This window comes from Chryseobacterium sp. SIMBA_028, assembly GCF_046535285.1.
Lineage (GTDB): Bacteria > Bacteroidota > Bacteroidia > Flavobacteriales > Weeksellaceae > Chryseobacterium.
On record NZ_JAWRWZ010000001.1, the window covers coordinates 263,560 to 285,552 of the forward strand.

Sequence of the window (21,993 nt, forward strand, 5' to 3'; positions counted from 1 at the left end):
GAGATTGGTAGTAATTAAAAAGACTGCCCCAAGAGACAGTCTTTTGCTTTATATTAATAGGTTAAGGTAACTCCCGCTCCAAATCCCATTTCATTATCATAGTTTCCGGAAAGGGATAACCATTTCTGAACAATGTATCTCAGTCCTGTAGAAAACTCTCCGTCAGAATTGACACTGAAGTTTCCTCTCCACCTTCTGGAAATTGGAATATCTTCTCTGCTCAGTTCCAGCAACACTTTCCCGTTTTGGTCTACACTTGCATCAGCCGTTATCAACATTGGCAATACATACTGCATTCCGACCATAAACGCATATCTGCTTTTAGAAGCTTTCTGCTGTCCGAACCAGGTTTTCTTACCATGAAAATCCATTCCCATATCTTCCGCCATTTGTCTTTCCATAATTTCATGGTTCTTCTGAACCCTAAACCCTGCATAAGGAAGTGCCCATTGGAATTTTCCTAAAAATCTTCCCACTTTTGCACTTCCCTCAAAATGATCGAAGTTCCAGTTAGAATGAAATTCATTTAGGTTGGCCCATCTTGGTCCAAACATTGTCATGGTTTCTGCGTGTATTTTATTGCTTGCAACATCCAGCATGGCCATAGAGCTTACCATCTTGTTATCCTGTAAGAAGTTTTTCCAGGCCAGTTTTCTGTTAGGAAGCTGCGGATTTGGTTTTGAATTTTCATAGCTGAATATTCTTCCCATACCGGCCATCATATGATAAAGGATATGACAGTGGAAGAACCAGTCTCCATCCTGATTGGCTGCAAATTCAATGGTAGTGGTTTCCATGGGCATAATGTCTACTACATTTTTCAATGGTGAATATTCTCCTTTTGAGTTAATCAGCCTGAAATCGTGCCCATGCAAGTGCATTGGGTGGCGCATCATAGAGTTATTATACATTTTAATCCTAAGAATTTCTCCTTTTTTAACCAAAATCTTATCCGTTTCTGTAACCGTTTTATTGTCCAGTGTCCATAGATAGTGGTTCATATTTCCTTCCAGCGTAAATTTCATTTCACGAATACTGTCCGTTGGAAGAATTGTTTTTTCCGGAGACTTTAAAATGTTGTAGGATAATCTTTTGATGGACTTTTCTTCTTTCGTATTCATTCCTGAATGTTGAGAATGATCTTCCTCTTTTTTCTCTTCCTTTGTTTTTACCCCCATCATTTCATTCATATGCTTCATTGTTGTTTTTCTTTGACTTTCGGAAAGTTCCGGATACATCACTTCATTCATGTCCATCATCTGGTTTCCCATCGTCATGTTCATTGGTTTCATGTTTCCGCTCATTTCCATCATTCCGTTCATCATTTTCATCCCTTCAAAAAGCATTAATCTAGGGAGGTTGGGCGCTTCTACTTTATCACCCGATCCTAGCCAAAGTGAAGCATGTCCTATTCTGTCTTCTGAAGTAGCTCTGAACTCAAAACTTTTGCTTTCAGGAATGGTGACTTCAATATCATATGTTTCGGAAACACCTACAATCAGGCGGTCAACTTCTACAGGAACCACATCATTTCCGTCATTTCCAACTACCCTTATTTTTCCGCCTCCATAATTTAGCCAGAAATAAGTGGATGACCCGCCGTTGGCTACTCTTAATCTTACCTTGTCTCCCGCTTTTAGATTGGAATAATCAGAACTTGGTACTCCGTTAATCAAAAATGTATCATAGTATACATCACTTACGTCCATTGCTTCCATTCTTTTCCACTCATTCAAGGCTTTTGTTCCAAAGTTTCCGGACTTTATCGCTTCCCAATAACTTTGAACGGCATTTTTCTTTACGGCATACCAATCTGTATTGGCCATGTGAAGCCTTCTGGCAATCTGCATGGGATCATCATCACTCCAATCTCCTAATAGTACAGGGATTTCTGCATTATACTCTGTCTTTGGTTCTCCCTCTCTTTTTTTAAAGACCAGAATTCCGTTCATTCCTATTTGTTCCTGAAGGGCTTCGTGCGAGTGATACCAATACGTTCCGTTTTGAGAAACTCTGAATTTATACAAATGCGTTTCTCCTGGTTTTACAGGTTTTGTTGTCAGATAAGGCACACCATCCTGTTCGTTGGGCAAGATAACACCATGCCAGTGAAGTCCTGTATTTTCCTTAAGCATATTATGCAGATAAATCTCTGCTGTATCTCCCTCTGTAAAATACATCGTAGGAGCCTGCAATTTTCCATTGATGGCAAGTGCTCTTCTGTTTTTCCCTGTGAAATTGACAATAGTATCTTTTACATACAGATCATAACGAACTGTTTTCCCTCCAAAAGTAAGTCTTCCATTTTCAGAATTTCTTTTGAGAACAGGCCTTTCTTCTTTTTGCTCCTCAGCTACAGCATGTTGATGCTGTTCTTTTTCAACTAGGTCCATTCCGCATTTAGGGCATCTTCCCTGTTTCTCTGAAGTAACTTCAGGATGCATAGGACAAGTGTAGGTGATTTGAGATTGAGGTTTAGATTGTTGAGAAGAAATCTGACTTTTAGGTTTCAAATCAGGTTTCACAACCTGAGCTTTCTCAACTTTCTTTGCCTTTTTAACATCAGCTTTTTTATCAATCTTAGTCTTATTGACCTTACCTTCTACTGGTTTTGTTTTAGTCTCTACTTTCTGTATAGGTTTTACTACCGGCTTTGCAACCACTTTTGACTGTATCACAACTGTTTTCTTTACCAAGGTCATTTTGCACTTTGGGCAGTCTCCCGGCTTTGAGGAAACTACTTCTGGATGCATAGGACAGCTATAATAGGTTTTTGTTGTTTGTGCGAAGGTAAAAACAGAAAACAAAAGCACCAGAAACATGATTAGCTTTTTCATAATATTCCGAACTTTTTAGAAGCTGCATGACTTACATTTAAACATAAATTAAATCATGCAACTTATTGTTTTAAAGATTAATACAATATATTACTTAATTTCTGACTTTACACTTCCACAAGTAAGCATAGACTTCCCATAGTATGGGTTTGCGATTTGTTTTTCGTCACTTAACCAGCTTGCATCAGCCATTGGGCAATATTGTACATACACCGGTTTTTCGGAAAGCTTGAACTCTTTTGTCAGAGCAATCATATTATCGGAAAGGTTGAAGAATGTTTCTCTCTGGGCAGCAACAGTTCTTGCATCAGAAATAGCGGAAGCATCTTTTCTAAGTATATTAAGGTTTCCTTCTGATACTAACTTATAATCAATGGCAGACGCTGTTTTAATGAATTCTGTGGCAGCCTTTGAAGTTTTGTCTGCATCATCTGAAGCTAATGCAGATTTTATTGCAATATAGTTCTGATACAGTTTTGAAACCTGGGCGTCTTTTTTAGATTGTGCTGAAAGTGAAACGATTGAAAATAAAGATAGGGCTGCTGTAATGATATACTTTTTCATTGTTTTAAATTTTAGAATTAATTTTTTAATAAAGAATAATGGATGACACATAAGTACATGCGTCTGAACGTGTCGACTTGATCGATATTATTGTAATACCGAAAAACGACAGACCCATTCTAAATTCTAAAATTACAATGATGGAGATAGATAGGTACCGGTTTGTATTCCGGAGGCCCATTGATCTGAATTTGAGTAAATTTTGATGCTGAAAAAGACTTGTCTGCAAAGAAAAACTGATGGGTGGTCGGGATTTCAGAGATTTGTCCTAAAAAGTCAACATTCATCAAATCTGATTTCTGAGAATCGTCAACTTTTACAATTTTAATCTCTGTTTTACAACATCCTTTTTTTTCCTTTACCCCACATTTTCCACAGATATCGTCTGTTTTCTGGCTTACAGAAACAAATTCCTGCATACAATAATGAACGCTAAAAGCTGCTCCGGAAGAAAATCCGAAGTAGAAAATAGAAAACAATATGGCAAGAATCTTTTTCATTGTTACAGCAAAGTTAAAAATATCCCGGAAACCGTTGTTATAAAATTCAGTAATGTTGTTATAAAATTCAGGTAAACAAAAAAGCTCCTGAAAAATATTCAGGAGCTTTTTATATTTTTTGTGATCTCTTACCGAGAAACTTTACTATAGTTTAAATTCTAACTTTACATTAAAGAAACGTCCTGTAAGACGTACCGGTACCGGATACATATAATTGGTATTGTAATCTGTGATCCATTGGTTGGCAACAGTATTATTGATATTAAACGCATTGAAAACCTGAACTCCTAATGATAATTCCTGGAAATTCCCCCAGAAGCCGTATCTCTTGTTTTTATCCTTCGGATCAATGAATACTTTTGTCAATCCGATATCTACTCTTTTATAAGCCGGTAATGTTTGCTGATAGTTATACGCTGAAGTAAAATCAGGCTGTCCGTTACCATTAAACATTACAGGAGAACCTGTTGGGAGTCCCATTGCATACACCAAGGTAAGGTTTACCCTCATGGATGGAAACTGCGGCATATAATCCTGATAGAACATGGCAAACCTCAATCTCTGATCGGTAGGTCTTGGAATATTTCCTCTTCCATCAATATTTTCATACACTCGCGCATAACTTGCGGACAACCAAGAATCTACCCCAGGAACGAATTCCCCGAATAATCTTGTATCAATTCCGTATGCATATCCTTTTGAATTATTCTGCCCTGAGTAACGGATCCTTACATTATCCATATAATACGGGATCAGGTTATCCATTTTCTTGTAATAAAGCTCCGTCGTCAATTTAAACGGTCTGTCATACATATAAAATTCATAGTCATTGGCAAGGATCAACTGCATCGATCTTTGTGACTTGATATTGGAGTTGAAATTTCCGTCCAAATCTTTGATCTCCTTATAAAATGGTGCCTGATAGTAAATTCCTCCGGAAAGCTTGAATAGCATATCAGATTCCCAGTCTGGTTTTATGGCAAACTGGAATCTTGGAGAGAATAATGTTTCCTTATTGAAGCTCCAGTTGGAAACTCTTGCTCCGGCATTGATAAATACCTTGCTTGCTCCCCAGTAAAATTTCTGAGAATATTGAGCATAGGCAGATAGTCTTGTAGGCTCTATATCATTTTTCCCTGCAATATGATAAAACATTCGAAGATCTCCTGTAGTACCAGTTCTTGGGTCAATAACCTCCGGTCTTGGAAGGCTGTATCCTGCAGAATCTACCAGTTTCCATTCGTTGGTAAGGTCTTTCAGGTTTTCCTTTTCATACTTAAATCCAACTTCGATATCTGTATTGATATTAGGGGAAAACTTTGCTCTAAACTGAGTTCCGTAAGTTCTTACAAATAAATCATTTCTGGCATGCTCTGTCTGTCCTCCAACGTCATAAGTAGCAACAGGCTCCTTTGTGATGGGGTCAAATGTTTGCAGATCATATTCTGATCGGATGGTGTAGTATTCTTTCTCTCTGTTTTGATAGGCAAAACTATCCAATGTTAATCTCCATTTATCGGATGGTTTATAGTTCAGGGAGAATGTACCCATCATATTTTTATACTGGTCATTTTCTTTACCAGCATAGCCGATGTTTACCTGAATAGGCTGCTGAAGACTTCCAAAGGTTACACTTTTTGCCTTAGGAATCATTTCGTAATCATTCTTGGAATAATACCCTATGAATGACATGGAAAGCTTATCATTAACATGATAATTAAGGTAGGACTGGAAATCCCAATAGGTAGGATTAAAGTCTGTATCTTCCTTTAAGGTATTAAGAACAAGGTTGGTATTTCTGTATCTGCCGGAAAATAAAGCGGTAAACTTTTTATTTTTAGATGCCAAACCGGTTGTTAATCTACCTCCTATTAAACTTGCTTCTCCTGAAAGTTCAAATTTTTCAGGTTCACGATAATAGATATTCAAGGCAGAAGACATTTTATCCCCATACTTGGGTTCAAATCCTCCTGCGGAGAAATTCACGGTTGAAACCATATCCGGATTGATGATACTCATCCCTTCCTGCTGAGAGTTTCTGATCAGGAAAGGTCTGTAGATCTCAATATCATTAATGTAGATAAGGTTTTCGTCATAGTTTCCACCACGTACCATATACTGGGAAGATAGCTCAGTATTGGAGTTTACAGAAGGGAGTGTTTTAAGCAACCCCTCTATTCCGCCACTGATGGAGGCTACTGCCTTGGCTTCTTTTGCAGAAATTCTTACGTTGGTAAGGTCATTTGTTCTTCCGGTTGTTTTTTTCTGGAATACGACTTCCTCTATATCGGTCACTTTAGTGGTCGCCGTATCTTTTTTCCTTTGTTGGGAGAAAATAAGCATTGGGACCATAAGGCTTAGCGGTAAAACTAGTTTTTTCAAAAGAAATATTTTAGAATTTCTAAAATTAATGTTTTTTTAACAATTACAAAATCGATTCTCTAATTCTTGTTAATTTTTGTAACAAATCTTCTAATAAATCTAATCTTAACATGTTTGCACCATCAGATAAAGCTGTTTCAGGTGTTGGATGTGTCTCAATGAAAATTCCGTCTGCCCCTACCGCAATTCCGGCCTTGGCAACGGTTTCAATAAGATCTGGTCTTCCACCTGTTACTCCTGAGCTTTGGTTAGGCTGTTGTAAAGAATGGGTAACATCCAGAATTACAGGCGCATATTCTCTCATGGTAGGAATTCCTCTGTAATCAACAATCAGATCTGTATACCCAAAAGAATTTCCTCTTTCAATGATCGCAACTTTTTGATTATCAGAATCCGTAACTTTCTGAACGGCAAATTTCATAGATTCCGGCGAAAGGAACTGTCCTTTTTTCAGGGTAACACATTTTCCTGTTTTTGCTGCAGCCACCAATAAATCGGTCTGGCGTACAAGAAATGCAGGAATCTGAAGTACATCCACATATTGTGCTGCCAATGCGGCATGCTCATTTTCATGAATATCTGTTGTAGTAGGAATGTTGAATGTCTCTCCTACTTTTTTAAGGATTTCAAGAGATTTTTCTTCTCCAATGGATGTGAAAGAATCTACACGGCTTCTGTTTGCCTTTTTGAAGCTTCCCTTAAAAATATATGGAATATTGTACTTGTCTGTAATGTTAATCACTTTTTCAGCAATTCTTAAAGCCATATCTTCTCCTTCAATAATACAAGGACCTGCAATAAGGAAAAAATTTTTTGAATCTTTGTGCTGAATATTATCTAAATACTGAATCATTTTGTTGTAATTAAAAGTTCAGTAAAAATACTGAGAAAGTTTCAGACTTGGAAATTATTTGGGATTTTAGAGTAATTAAAAATTTCATGCATTAATACGGTGCAAGAAACAGCAATCAGAAAGGAAGGAAATATATCCGCCATTCTAAAACTTTTTTAAAATTTTCTCAAACGTATTGATATTCCTGCTGGTAAATTGATCTTTAAGACTTTTCTTTCCCAGCACCTTTCCAAAGGTGGAATCCAGGGTATTTCCCTTTGAAACCTGCCAGTAAAATATATCATTGACAATTTCGGCCTTTTCAGCTTGAGTGGCTTTTTGAAATTCTTCCATCAGGATATTCTCCACACCGGGTATTCCTACAAAGGCATAGATATGTAGATTTTCATTCTTTTCAAAAGGAATGCTATTCCAGAATACCTCTGTTTCTTCCTGTGATTTTACAAACAGAAAAGCCTCATAGGAAAAGTATTCTGACATCGCCTTTTCCAGAATTTTCTTTAAATCATCAACATTTTTATCTGAAGAAAAAACAATATTTCCGGAAGCCAGTACAGAACTCACCTCTTTCATTCCGGCATCTTTAAAGACCTGACAGACATCTGCCATCTTCATATTGGTTCCTTTTACATTAACGCCACGGAGAAAAGCACAATATTTCATAGATTAGGTATTAGGTGATAGATAATGGGTTGCAGGTGTTGATAACTTATTAGCTTCTTTTAATCAACTCTTATATATAAGTTATAGTCTGTTCCTGAAGGCTTTAGGTTATAGATCTTTTCTAAAATCTTATGATTACTTTTCAAGTGATCTTTTACCCTGAATTCTTTCAAAACTCTATAATGGATTTGATAATATTCGGCATTTTTTCCTTCGTACAAATTCTGGTAAGAAAGAAGGTATCTTGGTTTTCTTGTCTTTACTGTATTGATCCAGTAATTCGTTTTATCTTTTTTAATTTCTTCTTGAATCTGCTTGTCTACGAGCCCTACCTCATCAATGGTTTTTAATCCTGAAAAATAAGGAACATACCCTGCAGGTTCCAGCAAGATCCATTGATTTTTATCTTTTTCATATTGGTTTAGGAATACGCCGATGGTTCTGCGGTAGTTCCATTCCCCATTTCCTGTTGCAATCGAGTGAATGGTCTGGAAAGCCAACATTGGAGTAATATAGAATACAATAAGCAATGATAGCCACAGATTTCTTCTTTCCTTTTGCTCCAAAACAAAGATAAGAACCGGAACAAAAAGCAGAATCTGAGGAACCCAATAATACCAATCAAATAAGCTCTTTTGGGAGATAAAAACGATCTGCTTTACCCATCCGAAAATAAAAATCATCCACAAGAAATAGTTTCTCTTTTCTCTCTGTCTGATAAGATAAATGAAACATAGTAATTCAAAAATAAGGACAATAATGGTGATTGGGTTGAAATTCCCGGGAACTTTCAGCATTCCCCAGAAATTACCAAAGCTCACCATGAAATAGTTGATATGCTGCCCTAATGTAAACTGCTGTTCGTACAATAATTTTTTTGCGGTAATGGTATTGTTGACAAGCTCTCCAAAGTAGAACCAGTTAAAGGCAACCGTTGATAAAACACCCAGAATTCCTCCAAAAACATAATTCCATCTGATTTTTTTGTTCCAAAGCACATCTACAATAAATACAATCCCCAGGAAAATAACGGTATCAATCCTTGTAAACATAACCAAAACAGGAAGAAGGGTCAGAACCCATTTTTTTCCTTTATTGAATCCATAGTACAACAGCGCCATCTCCAGAAAAAACAAAATTCCGTATTCCATTCCAAGGATCGAAATCTTGATGGCAGGTGGTAAAATACCTATCAAAAATATAAATAGAGCTTTATGCCAGGGGGTTTTAAGAACCAAATGAGAAAGAAACAGTGTTCCTATCGTAAAAAGTATAGAATTGAAGATCAAAAGGGGCTCAATAAAGTTTTCTTTACCAAAGACCAAATTGAAAATATAGGATACAAAAACATACAAATGCGTGGTAGAAGCAGAGATTTTAGTATCTCCATTGAAGCCAATTACTCCGTAATCCAGTAGGTTCTGAGCCACCCTCCAGGTAATGAAAGCATCTTCCTGAATGTAATGCGTCAATAAAAAAAGAAGTTTAAAAACAACCGTAGCGATTACGGCATAGATTGGGAACCTGCTATTTTGTGTTTTTGCCATTATGCATTTTTAGTTCCACAAATATAATCTTAAAATTTAGGATTCCCAATAACAAAAAAAACGGAACCGAAGTTCCGTTTTAAAAGTATTTTATTGTGTTGCCTTGATAATCGCTGATGTGATCTGATCTTCTTTTTCTTTTGAATAAGTAGAATCATAAGGCTGCATAACATCAAATAAGTATTGATAGAATGGCGTGATCTTCTGAACTTCTTCAGATTCTTTCATGGCCTTTTCTTTGCCCATCTGCTGAAGTTCTTTTACAAAGGCATTGAATTTTTTATCAATAGGCTCAATGGATTTTACCAGATAAGCATATCCTTTTTCTTTTTGCCCAATCTTAGTATAAGCGTCTGTAACAGCAGCAACTACTAAGGAATATTCCATCGGTTTTGTTCTCATCTGTCTTCTCAGATAGCTTTGATCAGACTTTGAAAGGCTTAAATAGTAATCATATTCTTCAAAGATTCCTTTTTTAAGGACTTCTGCCAGCTGTAGTCCTTTTTGCTCCTGTCCTGCAATAATATATCCGGATACAATTGAACTTAATGAACGAGGATCGTTGTATTTTTCTGCAGGAATTTCTTTCGCAGCAAGATCCAATATTTCTAAAGCCTTCGCTTTTTGTCCATTTAATGCAAGTGCTGAAGCTGCTCTGCTTGCTGACATTCTGTAGCTGATGATATTGGAAGTAGCGGTCTCATCAAAGTGGGTATTCAGATTTTTAAAATTACCCCATCTGAAGTTTTTCACTACATTATAAAGAGAATTCGGATCTACTCTTCCCATATCTCCGTCCACTGATGGTGGGGTTTGAATTGGTATCAACCTGTAGCTGAATCCGTCAAACTGAAGATAATCATTAAGGTAGAAAATATTTTCGCTGTCATAAATTCCTCCTGAAGAGAAGTTAATAGGACGTTTCCAATCGAAGTTCGCCAATAGGTCCAATAAGATCAGGTTATTTTTATAAAGTGTATTTCCTTTATAGGTAATCATAATCTGGTCTACCACATTTGGAAGATCTTCCTTATTAATGATTCCTGCCTGTAGGGCATTTGCCTTATTCACCGGAAGAATAAACTTGTTGACCGGAAGAATATTATATTTCTCATATTTTTCTTCTCCGAAATACATTTTCAATAACTGATCTTTTTCAGGAGACTTGAATTTGATAAAGTTAATAGCCTCTTTCAACGTTAGTGAATCTTGGGTAAGATATTTTCTGAATACCTGGAATTCTGTATCCGGAACTCCTTGTTCTTTCAACATAGAGAAAACACCCTCCCAGTCTTCTTTCTTCATCATATAGATCTGATCGTTTACTCCGTCTCTATAATCTTCGTGGGTCAATTGGCTTGGAATTCCCATTGCATTGTACGTTCTTCTCTTCACCTGATCCAGATTCCAAGGGGTGGATGCAAGGGTAAAGTTAACCACTTTTACATCATCTCTGAACCTTTCTGTTTCCTGAATAGCCCAAACCGGATAAGTATCATTATCACCATACACGAATAAGATATCGTTCTTAGGTAATGATTTCAATACTGAATATGCATAATCATAGGCGGTATATCTGTTACTTCTGTCGTGAACATTATAGTTCTGGAAGCCCATCATAAAAGGTACACCTAATAGAACCACTCCTAGTGCGATATTAGCACCGTTTGATTTGATCTTAGATTGAATGAACCATAAGATTGCTCCGGCTCCCATTCCGATCCAAATAGCAAAAGCATAGAATGAACCTACCATTGCATAATCTCTTTCTCTTGGTTCAAATGGCTTTACTCCTGTATAGAAAATAATCCCCACACTTGTCAAAATAAATAGAGATAGTAGTGCGTAGAATCTTCCAAAGTCTCTGTTCAATTGGAAAAAGAATCCGATTAAACCTAAAATTAATGGCAGGAAGAAGAACTTAACTGTACTTTCATTCTTAAATTTAGCAGGCATCTTATCCTGATTTCCTACGTTTACATTATCGATAAAAGGAATACCCGAAATCCAGTTTCCTTTTGTGCTTTCCATATTTCCTTCAAGGTCATTCTGTCTTCCAACATAGTTCCACATCAGATATCTTACAAAGTAATATCCGTTCTGGAAAGAAATAAAATAGTCCATATTCTGAAGCAATGACGGCTTCTGGACATTGATCAGATTATAAGGTTTCACCTTTAAATAATCTGATGCAGTAATGGATTTATCTTCATACTTGCCTCTCAATTCATCAAAAATTTGCTTAGCCTGAGGGTTATCTGCTACATCTTCATTAGCATAATTGAATGTAAAATCAGGAGCACCATACATTGAAATATAGTTCGCCATTACATCTTTATCCTCATTAAACATTCTTGGCATTAAGCTTATCTGCGACTTACTGAAAACATAGTTGAATCGGTCTCCAGTTTTTCTATAGGTTCCGGTTTTCTCATCTTTTTCGTAGATTTCTCCGGTCTTTTTTGTTTTAAAGCTTCCATCTTCATTTTTCTCAATTCCATTCGCATCAAGGAAAGCCGTATAGTTCTGTCCATATATTGTTGGCCAGTCACCATATTGCTCTCTGTTATAGTAATCCAACATACCAATTGCTGTATCCGGATCATTAAGGTTCATAGGTGGATTCGCATTGGCTCTGATTGGAATAACCATCCAACAAGAGAACCCGATCATCATAAAAACCACCGATAAAGCAGCTGTTTGATACATGTTTCTTTTTGCCTTTCTTGCATACTTAATCAGGAAATAACAGATAGCCACCATTAAAATAAAAGCTACAATTGTTCCTGAATGGAAAGGAAGACCAAGACCGTTTACAAAGAAAATTTCCAATCTTCCGAACATAGTCATGATCAAAGGGAAGATAATTTTGAAAACAATAATCAAAATCCCCAATGTAATAAGGTTTGCCCAGATGAAATTCTTCCAGGTAAACTTATAATTTCTGGCATAGTATACAAGACATACTGCAGGAATTGCCAACATACCCATCATGTGTACCCCAACAGAAAGTCCCAAAACAAAGAAAATAAGGATAATCCATCTTTCACTGTCTGCCGCCTTATACTCATTTTCCCACTTTGTGATCAACCAGACCAAAAGCGCGATAAACATAGAAGCCATAGAGTAAACCTCACCTTCTACTGCAGAGAACCAGAATGTATCTGAGAACGTGAAGCAAAGTGCTCCAATAGCTCCGGCAAATAAAATAGAGATTTCCTGGTGTTTCGTAATTTCTTCAAAATCCTTGTTGAGAAGCCTTCTCACAAAATGAGTGATCGTCCAAAACAAGAATAAAATAGTCAGCGCACTGAACAATGCAGACATCGCATTAATTACGATGGAATAATTTTCGCCTTTCCCTAATGCAAAAATGGCTGCCACGGCACCCACTATCTGGAATAAAGCTGCTCCGGGAGCGTGCGTTACTTCAAGTTTTACTGCAGAAGAAATGTACTCTCCACAATCCCAAAAACTGAAATTGGGTTCTATTGTGGACAAGTACGTGAAAAACGCAATGACGAAAATCACCCATCCTAAAACGGTGTTCCATTGCCTAAAAGTCCAATTTTTCATAGTATTAAATCAATTATGCGAAAATAAGGCTTTTATATTATTTTATATTGTTTTTAACAAATTTTAAAAAATTGGCTTGGTATTTGCGATTAAAGTCCTGTTAAAACTGTAAACACGAAAATAAATATTTAAGGAACAGCCTCCGAGAAATCAAACAAAAGTTTAGTAATTATTTATTTTTTTGTATTTTTGCAGTCAGATTTTTATTGAAAATAACAAATAATGAGTAATGTTTACGATAATATTCTTGGCCTGATAGGACACACTCCGATGGTGAAGCTAAATACTGTTACAAAAGATATTCCAGCAACCATTTATGCCAAGTTAGAATCATATAATCCTGGACATTCCACCAAAGACCGAATCGCACTTCATATTATAGAGAACGCAGAGGAGAAAGGCTTATTGAAAGAAGATTCCGTAGTTGTAGAAACTACTTCCGGAAACACAGGGTTTTCTATTGCAATGGTATGTATCATCAAGGGATATAAATGTATTCTCGCAGTAAGCGACAAAACAAAACCTGAGAAAATTGCTTATCTAAAAGCATTAGGAGCTACTGTCTATATATGTCCTGCCAATGTGCCGGCGGATGATCCAAGATCTTATTATGAAGTAGCGAAAAGAATTGCTTTGGAAACTCCCAATTCTATTTACATCAATCAGTACTTTAATGAACTGAACATTGATGCCCACTATCAGACGACAGGTCCTGAAATCTGGGAACAGACAGAAGGTAAGATCACTCACCTTTTTGCCTGCACCGGAACGGGAGGAACCTTATCTGGTTCAGCAAAGTTTTTGAAGGAGAAAAACCCGGATATTAAAATTATCGGGGTGGATGCAGATGGATCTATATTAAAGAGCTATCACGAGACAGGTGAGATTCATAAGGAAGATGTACATCCTTATCAGATTGAGGGAATGGGAAAAAACTTGATCCCTTCTGCTCTACTTTTTGATAAGGTAGATGAATTTGTAAGGGTAAATGATGAAATGGCTGCCTACAGAACCCGCGAGATAGCTTTGAAAGAAGCCATTATGGGAGGTTATACAACAGGAGCTGTAACGCAGGGGTTGATGCAGTATGCACAATCTCATGAATTAACAGAAAATGACGTGGTTGTTTTAATATACCCAGACCATGGTTCAAGATACATCACTAAAGTATACAGTGATAAATGGATGGCCGAACAAGGGTTTGTCAACAACTGTGTTCACAACTATGACGAAGTCTTCAAGACAGAGTTTATTAAATAGTAACAAATAAAATCACGATATAATAAAGCCTTTTGCGTGTTCTACAAGAAAGGCTTTTTTACTTAAAAATTACGATACAATGTTGGATATTTTTGAAAGAATAAAAGAAAATCCAGGACCTCTTGGACAATTTGCAGATTATGGAGAAGGTTATTTTATTTTCCCAAGATTAGAGGGACCTATCGGACCTAGAATGCAATTTCAGGGTAGAGAAGTAATTTTCTGGAGTGCCAATGATTATTTAGGATTATGTAATCATCCTGAAGTAATAGAAGCGGATGCAAAAGCGGCTGCAGAATACGGAATGTTCTATCCTATGGGAGCAAGGGCGATGTCTGGAGAAACAGATCAGCACCTTCAGCTGGAAAGAGAATTGGCAGACTTTGTAAAAAAAGAATCAGCATATTTATTGAATTTCGGTTATCAGGGAATGGTTTCTACCATTGATGCCCTGGTGAGCAGAAATGACGTTATTGTGTATGATATGGATTCTCATGCCTGCATCGTGGATGGGGTAAGACTTCATTCTGGTAAGAGATTTACCTACAAGCATAATGATATGGAAAGCCTTGAAAAGAATCTTCAAAGAGCAACTAAGGTTGCTGAAGAAACCGGAGGAGGTATCCTGGTAATTACTGAAGGAGTTTTCGGAATGAGAGGTCAGCAGGGAAAAATTAAGGAGATCTGTGAGCTTAAATCAAAATATCAGTTCAGATTATTGGTAGATGATGCACACGGATTCGGAACACTTGGTAAAACAGGTGCCGGAGTTGGTGAAGAACAAGACTGTAATGATCAGATTGATGTTTACTTCTCTACTTTTGCTAAATCAATGGCTGGTTTCGGAGCATTCCTTGCGGGAGACAAAGAAATCATCAGATATCTTAAGTTTAACCTAAGATCACAAATTTTTGCAAAATCTCTTACAATGCCAATGGTAATTGGAGGTTTGAAAAGATTGGAGCTATTGAGATCAAGACCTGAGATCAAAGCTAAGCTTTGGGAGAATGTTGAAAAACTACAGAGTGGGTTAAAAGAAAGAGGATTCAATATTGGGGATACCAATACTTGTGTAACTCCGGTCATGATGCAGGGAACTCCTGTGGAAGCGACTCTATTGGTAAAGGACTTAAGAGAAAATTATGGCATTTTCACCTCCGTGGTGGTATATCCTGTCATTCCTAAGGGAATGATTCTTTTAAGATTAATTCCTACCGCTTCTCATACGGATGCAGAGATTAATGAAACTCTAGCCGCATTTGAAGGAATTCATGATAAATTAGTAAGTGGTTACTATAAAGATCAGGAACAAAAATTATTGCAAGAACAAGGATTAAGTTTTAAACCGATTTAATCTTTAAAATAATAAAGAAAAAAAACCACTGATTGATTCAGTGGTTTTTTATTTTAAAAACTATAAAAGCTATAAAAACAAATGAAACTTAGGGGGTATATCTTGGGCGTTTTATCAGCCGTTTCCTATGGATTGATTCCAATTTTTATCCTGCCTATCAAGCAGGCTCATTTTTCAATGGACATTACCCTGTTTTACAGGTTTTTCTTTTCTGCCTTAATGGTGGGGGGATATCTGATCTATTCCAGACAAAATTTTAGAGTCAACAAAAAAGAGGCTTTGATATTAGCAGTCCTGGGAATATGCTATGCCCTTTCTTCAGAATTTCTATTTATAGGATATGATTTTCTTACTGCCGGAATTGCCTCTACCGTTTTATTTATCTATCCGGTTATTGTAGCTTTGATTATGTTTTTCTTTTATAAGGAAAAACTTAACGGCTTATCTATCGTTTCGTTACTTCTTGCCTTTGCAGGGGTAATTGTTTTATGCCTTAAAGGAAATGGTCTGGAGATCAATTTTGCAGGCTTGGGAATTGTAATGCTGAGTGCTCTTTTTTATGCACTGTACATGGTGATCGTCAATAAGTCTAATCTTAAGGTATCCGGGTTTAAGCTTACTTTTTACTCAATGCTTTTTACTTCCATGTTCTTTATGACAAAAGCGATGATTGGCAATGCATCTTTTGCTATTCCATCAACGGCAATCTTTTTTAACTTTCTTATTTTTGCTTTTCTTACCACGGTTATTTCCAGCCTTTGCCTGGTATATGCCATTAAAAATATCGGTTCTACACCAGTTGCCATTTTAGGAGCCCTAGAACCGGTGGTTGCAGTAATGGTAAGTGTATTGATATTTCATGAAAATTTCACCACCAACCTATTGATAGGTATTACGTTGATTCTGCTGGGAGTTATCCTGAATGTTATTTCAGATCGTAAGAAAGAAAGCCCTATTTAAAAATATTATTCTTTAATTATATTAATAAAAGCCGGAACTCCTTAGTCCGGCTTTACTATTTTACAATAAAAAAGATCAGTTACTTTTGTTTATTAAACATATATCTGGCTATCTTCCATTTTGTATCTTCTTTCTGTAGTATAAACAATTCCCGATTTTCTTCAGGGGTGGTTTTATGATCTGCATGCAGCATTTGAGTCCCTTTTGAAACTGTGCGGGCTATGGCATAATTTTCATTGATCACGGTAATCTCTTCAATCTCAAACTTTACATCCAGTGTAAGGGTTTTGAATACAAAATCATAGGCTTCTTTGAGCTGTTCCTGACCTTTTGCAGAAGGTCCTCCCTGCGGCATAAATACCCCATCCCGGGTATACAAAGGAAGTGTATGGGTAGTGGATGACTCATTAAGGGCATTCTGATAGGTATAAAGTACTGTTTCTATATCTTTTTTTGTCGCTGCTTCCATCGTGTTCTTTTCGTGAGTTGTATTGGGTGTATTATTTTTTTCCGGCTTTCCCGAACAGGCTACCACTATAAAAAAAGCCTGAATCAGAATTAAAATATTTTTCATCTGCTCAATGTTAAAGTTTTGACTTTGCTTCTGTAAGGTTAACTGTTTTCCCCAGTGCCCCGAATTCATGCAAATCCCCAAAAACCTCTATACGGATCGACTGATCAATCCCGCCCACTCTTAAAGGATCGAATCCTGCATTCTTAATAACTTCTTCCACGTCATGATTCACTTCCATATCATCTGATGCATAAAATAATACAGATTTCTCAGGGCTGCCATTTGATGCCCCTGCAAGAGTTCCTGCACCAAGAGTTCCAAATGCCTTCACCAGTTTAGAACCCTTAGGAAGAATCGCTTTGTTAAGTTCTCCTGCTGACTCTCTTTCTCCAATAATTTTTTTGAATCCGCCATTGCCATCAGGCGCAATAGGATTGGATACATCAATAATGGTCTTGTCTTTCAAAATATCACCATAATCATTAAAAAAATCCTTAAATGAGCCAAACCATATTGCAGGGATAACAAGATCCACGGTATTGATTGCCTCTTTAATACTCATACTTTGGGCAAGCCCTCCGGATTGCTCAGCAAAATTATTGGCCTCTTCACTATTTCTTGAAGCAACAATTACTTCATGATTATTTTTTATCAGATCATTAGCGATTGCTTTTCCGATATTTCCTAAGCCAATTACAGCTACTTTTTTCAATGTTTCCATTTCTTTAAATTTTAATATTTATTGAAGTCAAAATTACTCGGAAAGGCTATGAAAAAACAGCAAACTAGTTTAAGAAATCATCTTGATATTTGGTAAGATCAATTCTTAAACTAGTTTCATATGTAAATTAGTTCTTTATTCTTTTTTGCCGGATTTTGCTAAGGAATTGTGGGGTTATTCCCAGATAGGAAGCAATTTCTACATTAGAGATGCGGTTGGCCAATTGAGGATATTGTCTGAGAAAAAATTCGTACTTTTCCTCGCCTGCTGCACTTATATTTTGCAGTACTCTATTCTGAAGCTCAATAAACTTATTTTCAATAATCACTCTAAAGTTTCTGTCAAACTTTGGGTAATAGGTATAAAGATACCAGAGATCATTTTTTTCAATCTGCAGTACAATAGAGTTTTCCAGGGCAACGATATATAATTTGCTGGGATTTCTATTATGAAAACTATCAATATCCACAATCCATTCATTTTCTGCTGCAAACTGAAGATTATGCTCTTCTCCATGATGATCTATACTATACATCTTGAGGCATCCAGAAACTACAAATGTATAGTACTGGCATATTTCATTCTCCTGCAAAATAAATTGTTTTCGTTTGATTCTCCTTTCTGTAATACGCTCATCCAATGCTTCAATTTCTTCTTTAGAAAGAGGAATGAAACTTTTAAAATAGTTGATCAGTAAAGTCGTTTCTTTTGACATTGCAAATAAGATGTGTTTTTATTTGGCTTTCAAATTTTCAAAGAAAACCATGAAAAAATAGATAAGACAATATATAAAAAAATAACTATTTCAGTCTCAATAGTAAAATTTTCCTCCTATCAGTTGTTGTAAATATTACCCTGTCTATTGTGATCTTAGTTATTCCAACATTATATAATTTTATTATTATGGATGGATATTCGGAATTATCAATACAGCCAATGAACAGAAAAAGCCAATTCCTGTAGTCGGAAAAATATTTGAAAATAAATTTAACTTTCTGAAATAGCAAGATTTATCTGCTTATATTGCATCTATCTATTTTAAATAATAATACACCATTTTTTATAGAAATTTATAGGTGCAATATAGAATACAAATGATGAATGAACTACAACAACTCACTAAAGATCAATTATATAATAAACTTAAAAACAGATCAGAGAACTTCAATTCCACTGTTTGTACTGCCTTGGAAAATACTTTGTTTGATGAACATACGCTAAATGATGAAGACCTTTCAGAATTCCTTCAAATGCTGGATGAAGAAACAGCAGAAAAGATAAAAGAAGCTTCCGCACAGGTAAATGACGAGGATGATTTTCCCAATATTGTGCTTGCAGAAGCCAAAGGTCTTACTACCTCCCTTGATGTAACGACAAAAAATGGAGAAGGCTATAAAATCGTTCTCATTGAACATGATATTAATCTATCCGGAAACCTGTTTATTGAAGAATATGTTGTCCTTATTATAACAGGCAATATAAAAGCTAAAAATATTATAGTCAATGGTTCACTCTACTGTTCAGGAAACGTTACCTGTAATATTTTATTTGGAGCTTCATCCAATGATAATGAAACCCATATTGAAAGGAATATTTCTTCTGTACTAATTGCTGAAAACGGGCATTATACCGTTGCTAAAGGAAATATCCACTCAAAATATTTGATCAGTTTTCATAACGAAATAGAAGGGAAGTCAGGTCGATTTATTGAAAAGCCAAGTCTGGAAAATACAGATAATATTGAAATGTTAAGTTCTGAAATGATAGACGAAAATGGATATTTTGATGAAGACTCTTTCTTAAATCTTATTAATAATCATCCTGTAGAAGCCCTATTTAAGTAATCACGAATCCACATACTCTAAGGACCTGTTTTCTCTCAGCATATAATCAATGCAAAAAATTTTTTTCTGAAAAAACTTTAGAATAACTTTGCAAAAAATTTCTGTTGAAAGACCTGCTTCTTATTACCCCGCCTTTTACCCAGCTTAACACTCCTTACCCTGCAACTGCTTATATTAAAGGATTTTTAAATACTAAAAATATTTCCAGTTATCAAATTGATTTAGGGATAGATGTTATCTTGGAATTATTTTCAAAAGAGGGACTTAAAAAGGTTTTTAATAAAAAAAATGATCTTCATGATAGATCTGAAAATTCCCAAAGAATATTTGCCTTAAGAGAAGAATATTTAAAAACCATAGACCAGGTTATTCCTTTTCTACAAGGTAAGAATCCTACGTTGGCAAGACAGATTTGCAGTATGAATTTTCTTCCGGAAGCTTCCCGATTTAATCAGCTGGATGATATGGAATTTGCTTTCGGAAATATGGGTTTGCAGGATAAAGCAAAACATTTGGTAACTCTTTATTTAGAAGACATATCAGACTATATTGTTGAAAATATTGATGCTGATTTCGGTTTTAGCAGATATGCTGAACGCCTTGGAAAAAGTGCCAATTCCTTTGATGAATTATACTCAAAATTATCTGATCAACAAACGTTCATTGATGAATTTACTTTGAAAATTCTTCATGAAACCATTGAAGCCATTCAGCCAAAATTGGTTTGTTTTTCAATTCCATTTCCTGGAAATTTATACTCAGCTTTCCGCTGTGCACAATTTATAAAAAAGAATTTCCCTCACATAAAAATAGCAATGGGAGGAGGATTTCCTAATACAGAATTAAGGGAAATTAAAGATCAGAGAGTATTTGAATTTTTTGATTTTATTACTCTTGACGATGGTGAATTACCTATTGAACTTCTTTACCAAAATCTGGAAATACAACCCGAAATAGCAGAATACAAAAGAACATTTTTAATTGAACATAAAGAAGTTACGTATAAAAATAATTCTAAAAGACACGATTATAAACAGGCAGATATCGGAACACCGGATTATACTGACTTAAAATTAGACCAATATATTTCTGTAATTGAAATCGCCAATCCCATGCATAGCTTATGGAGCGACGGAAGATGGAATAAACTGACGATGGCTCATGGGTGCTACTGGGGAAAATGTACTTTCTGTGATATTTCCTTAGATTACATTAAAATATACGAACCTATTTCAGCCAAAATTCTGGTAGACAGAATGGAAGAACTGATCCAAACAACTGGTGAAACCGGATTCCATTTTGTGGATGAAGCGGCACCACCCGCTTTGATGCGCGAGGTAGCGCTGGAAATTCTCCGAAGAAATCTTGTGGTTACCTGGTGGACCAATATTCGTTTTGAAAAAAGTTTCACTAAAGATTTATGCTTTTTATTAAAACTTTCAGGGTGCGTCGCAGTTTCTGGCGGATTGGAAGTGGCAAGTGATCGTTTGTTAAAATTAATCGATAAGGGAATTTCTGTAGAACAAGTGGCAAAGGTAACAAGAAATTTTACAGAAGCCGGAATTATGATCCATGCTTATTTAATGTATGGTTACCCAACGCAAACCATTCAGGAAACTATTGATTCTATGGAAATGGTTCGCCAGCTATTTGAAATGGGAATTTTACAAAGTGGTTTTTGGCATCAGTTTGCAATGACCGCTCATTCACCTGTCGGATTGAACCCTGAAGAATTTGGAGTTACCCCAATCAAGCAGGAAATTCTATTTGCGAATAACGATATTGATTTTACAGACAAAACAGGAATCAATCATGGTAAGTTTAGTTCAGGTTTAAAAAAATCTTTGTTCAATTATATGCATGGAATTAATTTTGAACTTCCCCTTCAGGAATGGTTTGATTTTAAAATTCCGAGAACAACTATTCATCCCGATTATATTCACGACAGTTTATTGGAAGATGAAGATTTTAAATTTAAAGGAAATTCAAAAGTTATCTTTTTGACCAAAAATGTAATCGCTGAGAATCGTGTAAAAAATAAAAAGAAATACTCTGGTACCTATACGCTTCTTACATTCCACTTAAAAACCAATATTGTAAAGGTAGAACTGGAAGAAGATAAAGCAGAATGGTTGATGAATATTTTAGAAGAAAACTCTATAGAAAATCTAAAAAAACCTACAGTTCAGCAACTTAAGAATCAGTTTGAAGAAGATTTTGAGGATTTTGAATTATTTTGGTTCTCAAAACCAATGCAGCAATTAAAGGAAAATGGGGTCATTTTGAGTTTATAAAAATGTTCGGTTTTTTTTCAGGGATTTCAAAGATTCGGGTAATTTTTATTAAAAATAAGAAATTACTACCCATTTTGTATTTCTGAAGAAATCTAACTGATGATTTACCAGAGATATTAAATAA

General features: G+C 35.8%; 16 protein-coding genes. 5 read left to right on the forward strand and 11 right to left on the reverse strand.

What is annotated here, in order from left to right; translation table 11 throughout:
• Positions 1-53 precede the first annotated feature (53 nt).
• From SCA31_RS01245 to SCA31_RS01280, 8 genes are all read right to left on the reverse strand, one after another.
• Positions 54-2,822, reverse strand: a complete 2,769-nt coding sequence (locus SCA31_RS01245; RefSeq protein ID WP_410695191.1) for a multicopper oxidase domain-containing protein — start codon at positions 2,820-2,822, stop codon at positions 54-56.
• Between the two features lie 105 nt (positions 2,823-2,927).
• Entirely contained in the window at positions 2,928-3,401 is a 474-nt protein-coding gene (locus SCA31_RS01250) for a DUF3347 domain-containing protein (RefSeq protein ID WP_410694999.1), read from the reverse strand.
• A gap of 119 nt (positions 3,402-3,520) precedes the next feature.
• Entirely contained in the window at positions 3,521-3,901 is a 381-nt protein-coding gene (locus SCA31_RS01255; protein ID WP_410695000.1) for an HYC_CC_PP family protein, read from the reverse strand.
• Positions 3,902-4,045: 144 nt separating this feature from the next.
• Complete coding sequence (locus SCA31_RS01260) at positions 4,046-6,283, reverse strand: TonB-dependent receptor plug domain-containing protein (RefSeq protein ID WP_410695001.1); 2,238 nt, start codon at positions 6,281-6,283, stop codon at positions 4,046-4,048.
• 43 nt (positions 6,284-6,326) lie between these two features.
• On the reverse strand, positions 6,327-7,136 hold the full coding sequence (kdsA, locus tag SCA31_RS01265) for a 3-deoxy-8-phosphooctulonate synthase (RefSeq protein ID WP_076351837.1): 810 nt from the start codon (positions 7,134-7,136) through the stop codon (positions 6,327-6,329).
• Between the two features lie 144 nt (positions 7,137-7,280).
• Positions 7,281-7,799: a DUF1697 domain-containing protein gene (locus SCA31_RS01270; protein WP_410695002.1), complete on the reverse strand. Its 519-nt coding sequence runs from the start codon at positions 7,797-7,799 to the stop codon at positions 7,281-7,283.
• A 59-nt stretch (positions 7,800-7,858) separates the two neighbouring features.
• Positions 7,859-9,346, reverse strand: coding sequence for a hypothetical protein (locus tag SCA31_RS01275; RefSeq protein WP_410695003.1), 1,488 nt, complete (start codon positions 9,344-9,346; stop codon positions 7,859-7,861).
• 90 nt (positions 9,347-9,436) lie between these two features.
• Positions 9,437-12,922 carry a DUF2723 domain-containing protein gene (locus SCA31_RS01280; protein WP_410695004.1) on the reverse strand — a complete coding sequence of 1,162 codons (3,486 nt, stop codon included), beginning with the start codon at positions 12,920-12,922 and terminating at the stop codon, positions 9,437-9,439.
• A 222-nt stretch (positions 12,923-13,144) separates the two neighbouring features.
• On the opposite strand from SCA31_RS01280, the gene SCA31_RS01285 reads away from it, so the two are divergent.
• The 3 genes from SCA31_RS01285 to SCA31_RS01295 all read left to right on the forward strand — a co-directional run bounded on the left by SCA31_RS01285 (position 13,145) and on the right by SCA31_RS01295 (position 16,496).
• The gene (locus tag SCA31_RS01285; RefSeq protein WP_410695005.1) at positions 13,145-14,182 is read left to right on the forward strand and encodes a PLP-dependent cysteine synthase family protein; all 1,038 of its coding nucleotides are present in this window, start codon (positions 13,145-13,147) and stop codon (positions 14,180-14,182) included.
• Positions 14,183-14,264: 82 nt separating this feature from the next.
• Positions 14,265-15,536, forward strand: a complete 1,272-nt coding sequence (locus SCA31_RS01290; RefSeq protein WP_174567009.1) for an aminotransferase class I/II-fold pyridoxal phosphate-dependent enzyme — start codon at positions 14,265-14,267, stop codon at positions 15,534-15,536.
• 81 nt (positions 15,537-15,617) lie between these two features.
• On the forward strand, positions 15,618-16,496 hold the full coding sequence (locus tag SCA31_RS01295) for a DMT family transporter (protein ID WP_410695006.1): 879 nt from the start codon (positions 15,618-15,620) through the stop codon (positions 16,494-16,496).
• A gap of 79 nt (positions 16,497-16,575) precedes the next feature.
• On the opposite strand, the gene SCA31_RS01300 is transcribed toward SCA31_RS01295, so the two are convergent.
• From SCA31_RS01300 to SCA31_RS01310, 3 genes are all read right to left on the reverse strand, one after another.
• Positions 16,576-17,070, reverse strand: coding sequence for a YybH family protein (locus tag SCA31_RS01300; RefSeq protein WP_410695007.1), 495 nt, complete (start codon positions 17,068-17,070; stop codon positions 16,576-16,578).
• Between the two features lie 10 nt (positions 17,071-17,080).
• On the reverse strand, positions 17,081-17,731 hold the full coding sequence (locus SCA31_RS01305) for an NADPH-dependent F420 reductase (protein WP_410695008.1): 651 nt from the start codon (positions 17,729-17,731) through the stop codon (positions 17,081-17,083).
• A 127-nt stretch (positions 17,732-17,858) separates the two neighbouring features.
• On the reverse strand, positions 17,859-18,446 hold the full coding sequence (locus SCA31_RS01310; RefSeq protein WP_410695009.1) for a Crp/Fnr family transcriptional regulator: 588 nt from the start codon (positions 18,444-18,446) through the stop codon (positions 17,859-17,861).
• A 382-nt stretch (positions 18,447-18,828) separates the two neighbouring features.
• Here SCA31_RS01310 and SCA31_RS01315 point away from each other — a divergent pair, with 382 nt between their 5' ends.
• Both SCA31_RS01315 and SCA31_RS01320 read left to right on the forward strand, forming a co-directional pair.
• Entirely contained in the window at positions 18,829-19,575 is a 747-nt protein-coding gene (locus SCA31_RS01315) for a polymer-forming cytoskeletal protein (RefSeq protein ID WP_410695010.1), read from the forward strand.
• A gap of 104 nt (positions 19,576-19,679) precedes the next feature.
• A complete protein-coding gene (locus SCA31_RS01320) occupies positions 19,680-21,869 on the forward strand; it encodes a B12-binding domain-containing radical SAM protein (protein ID WP_410695011.1) in 2,190 nt (729 codons plus the stop codon).
• The last annotated feature ends 124 nt before the right edge of the window (positions 21,870-21,993 follow it).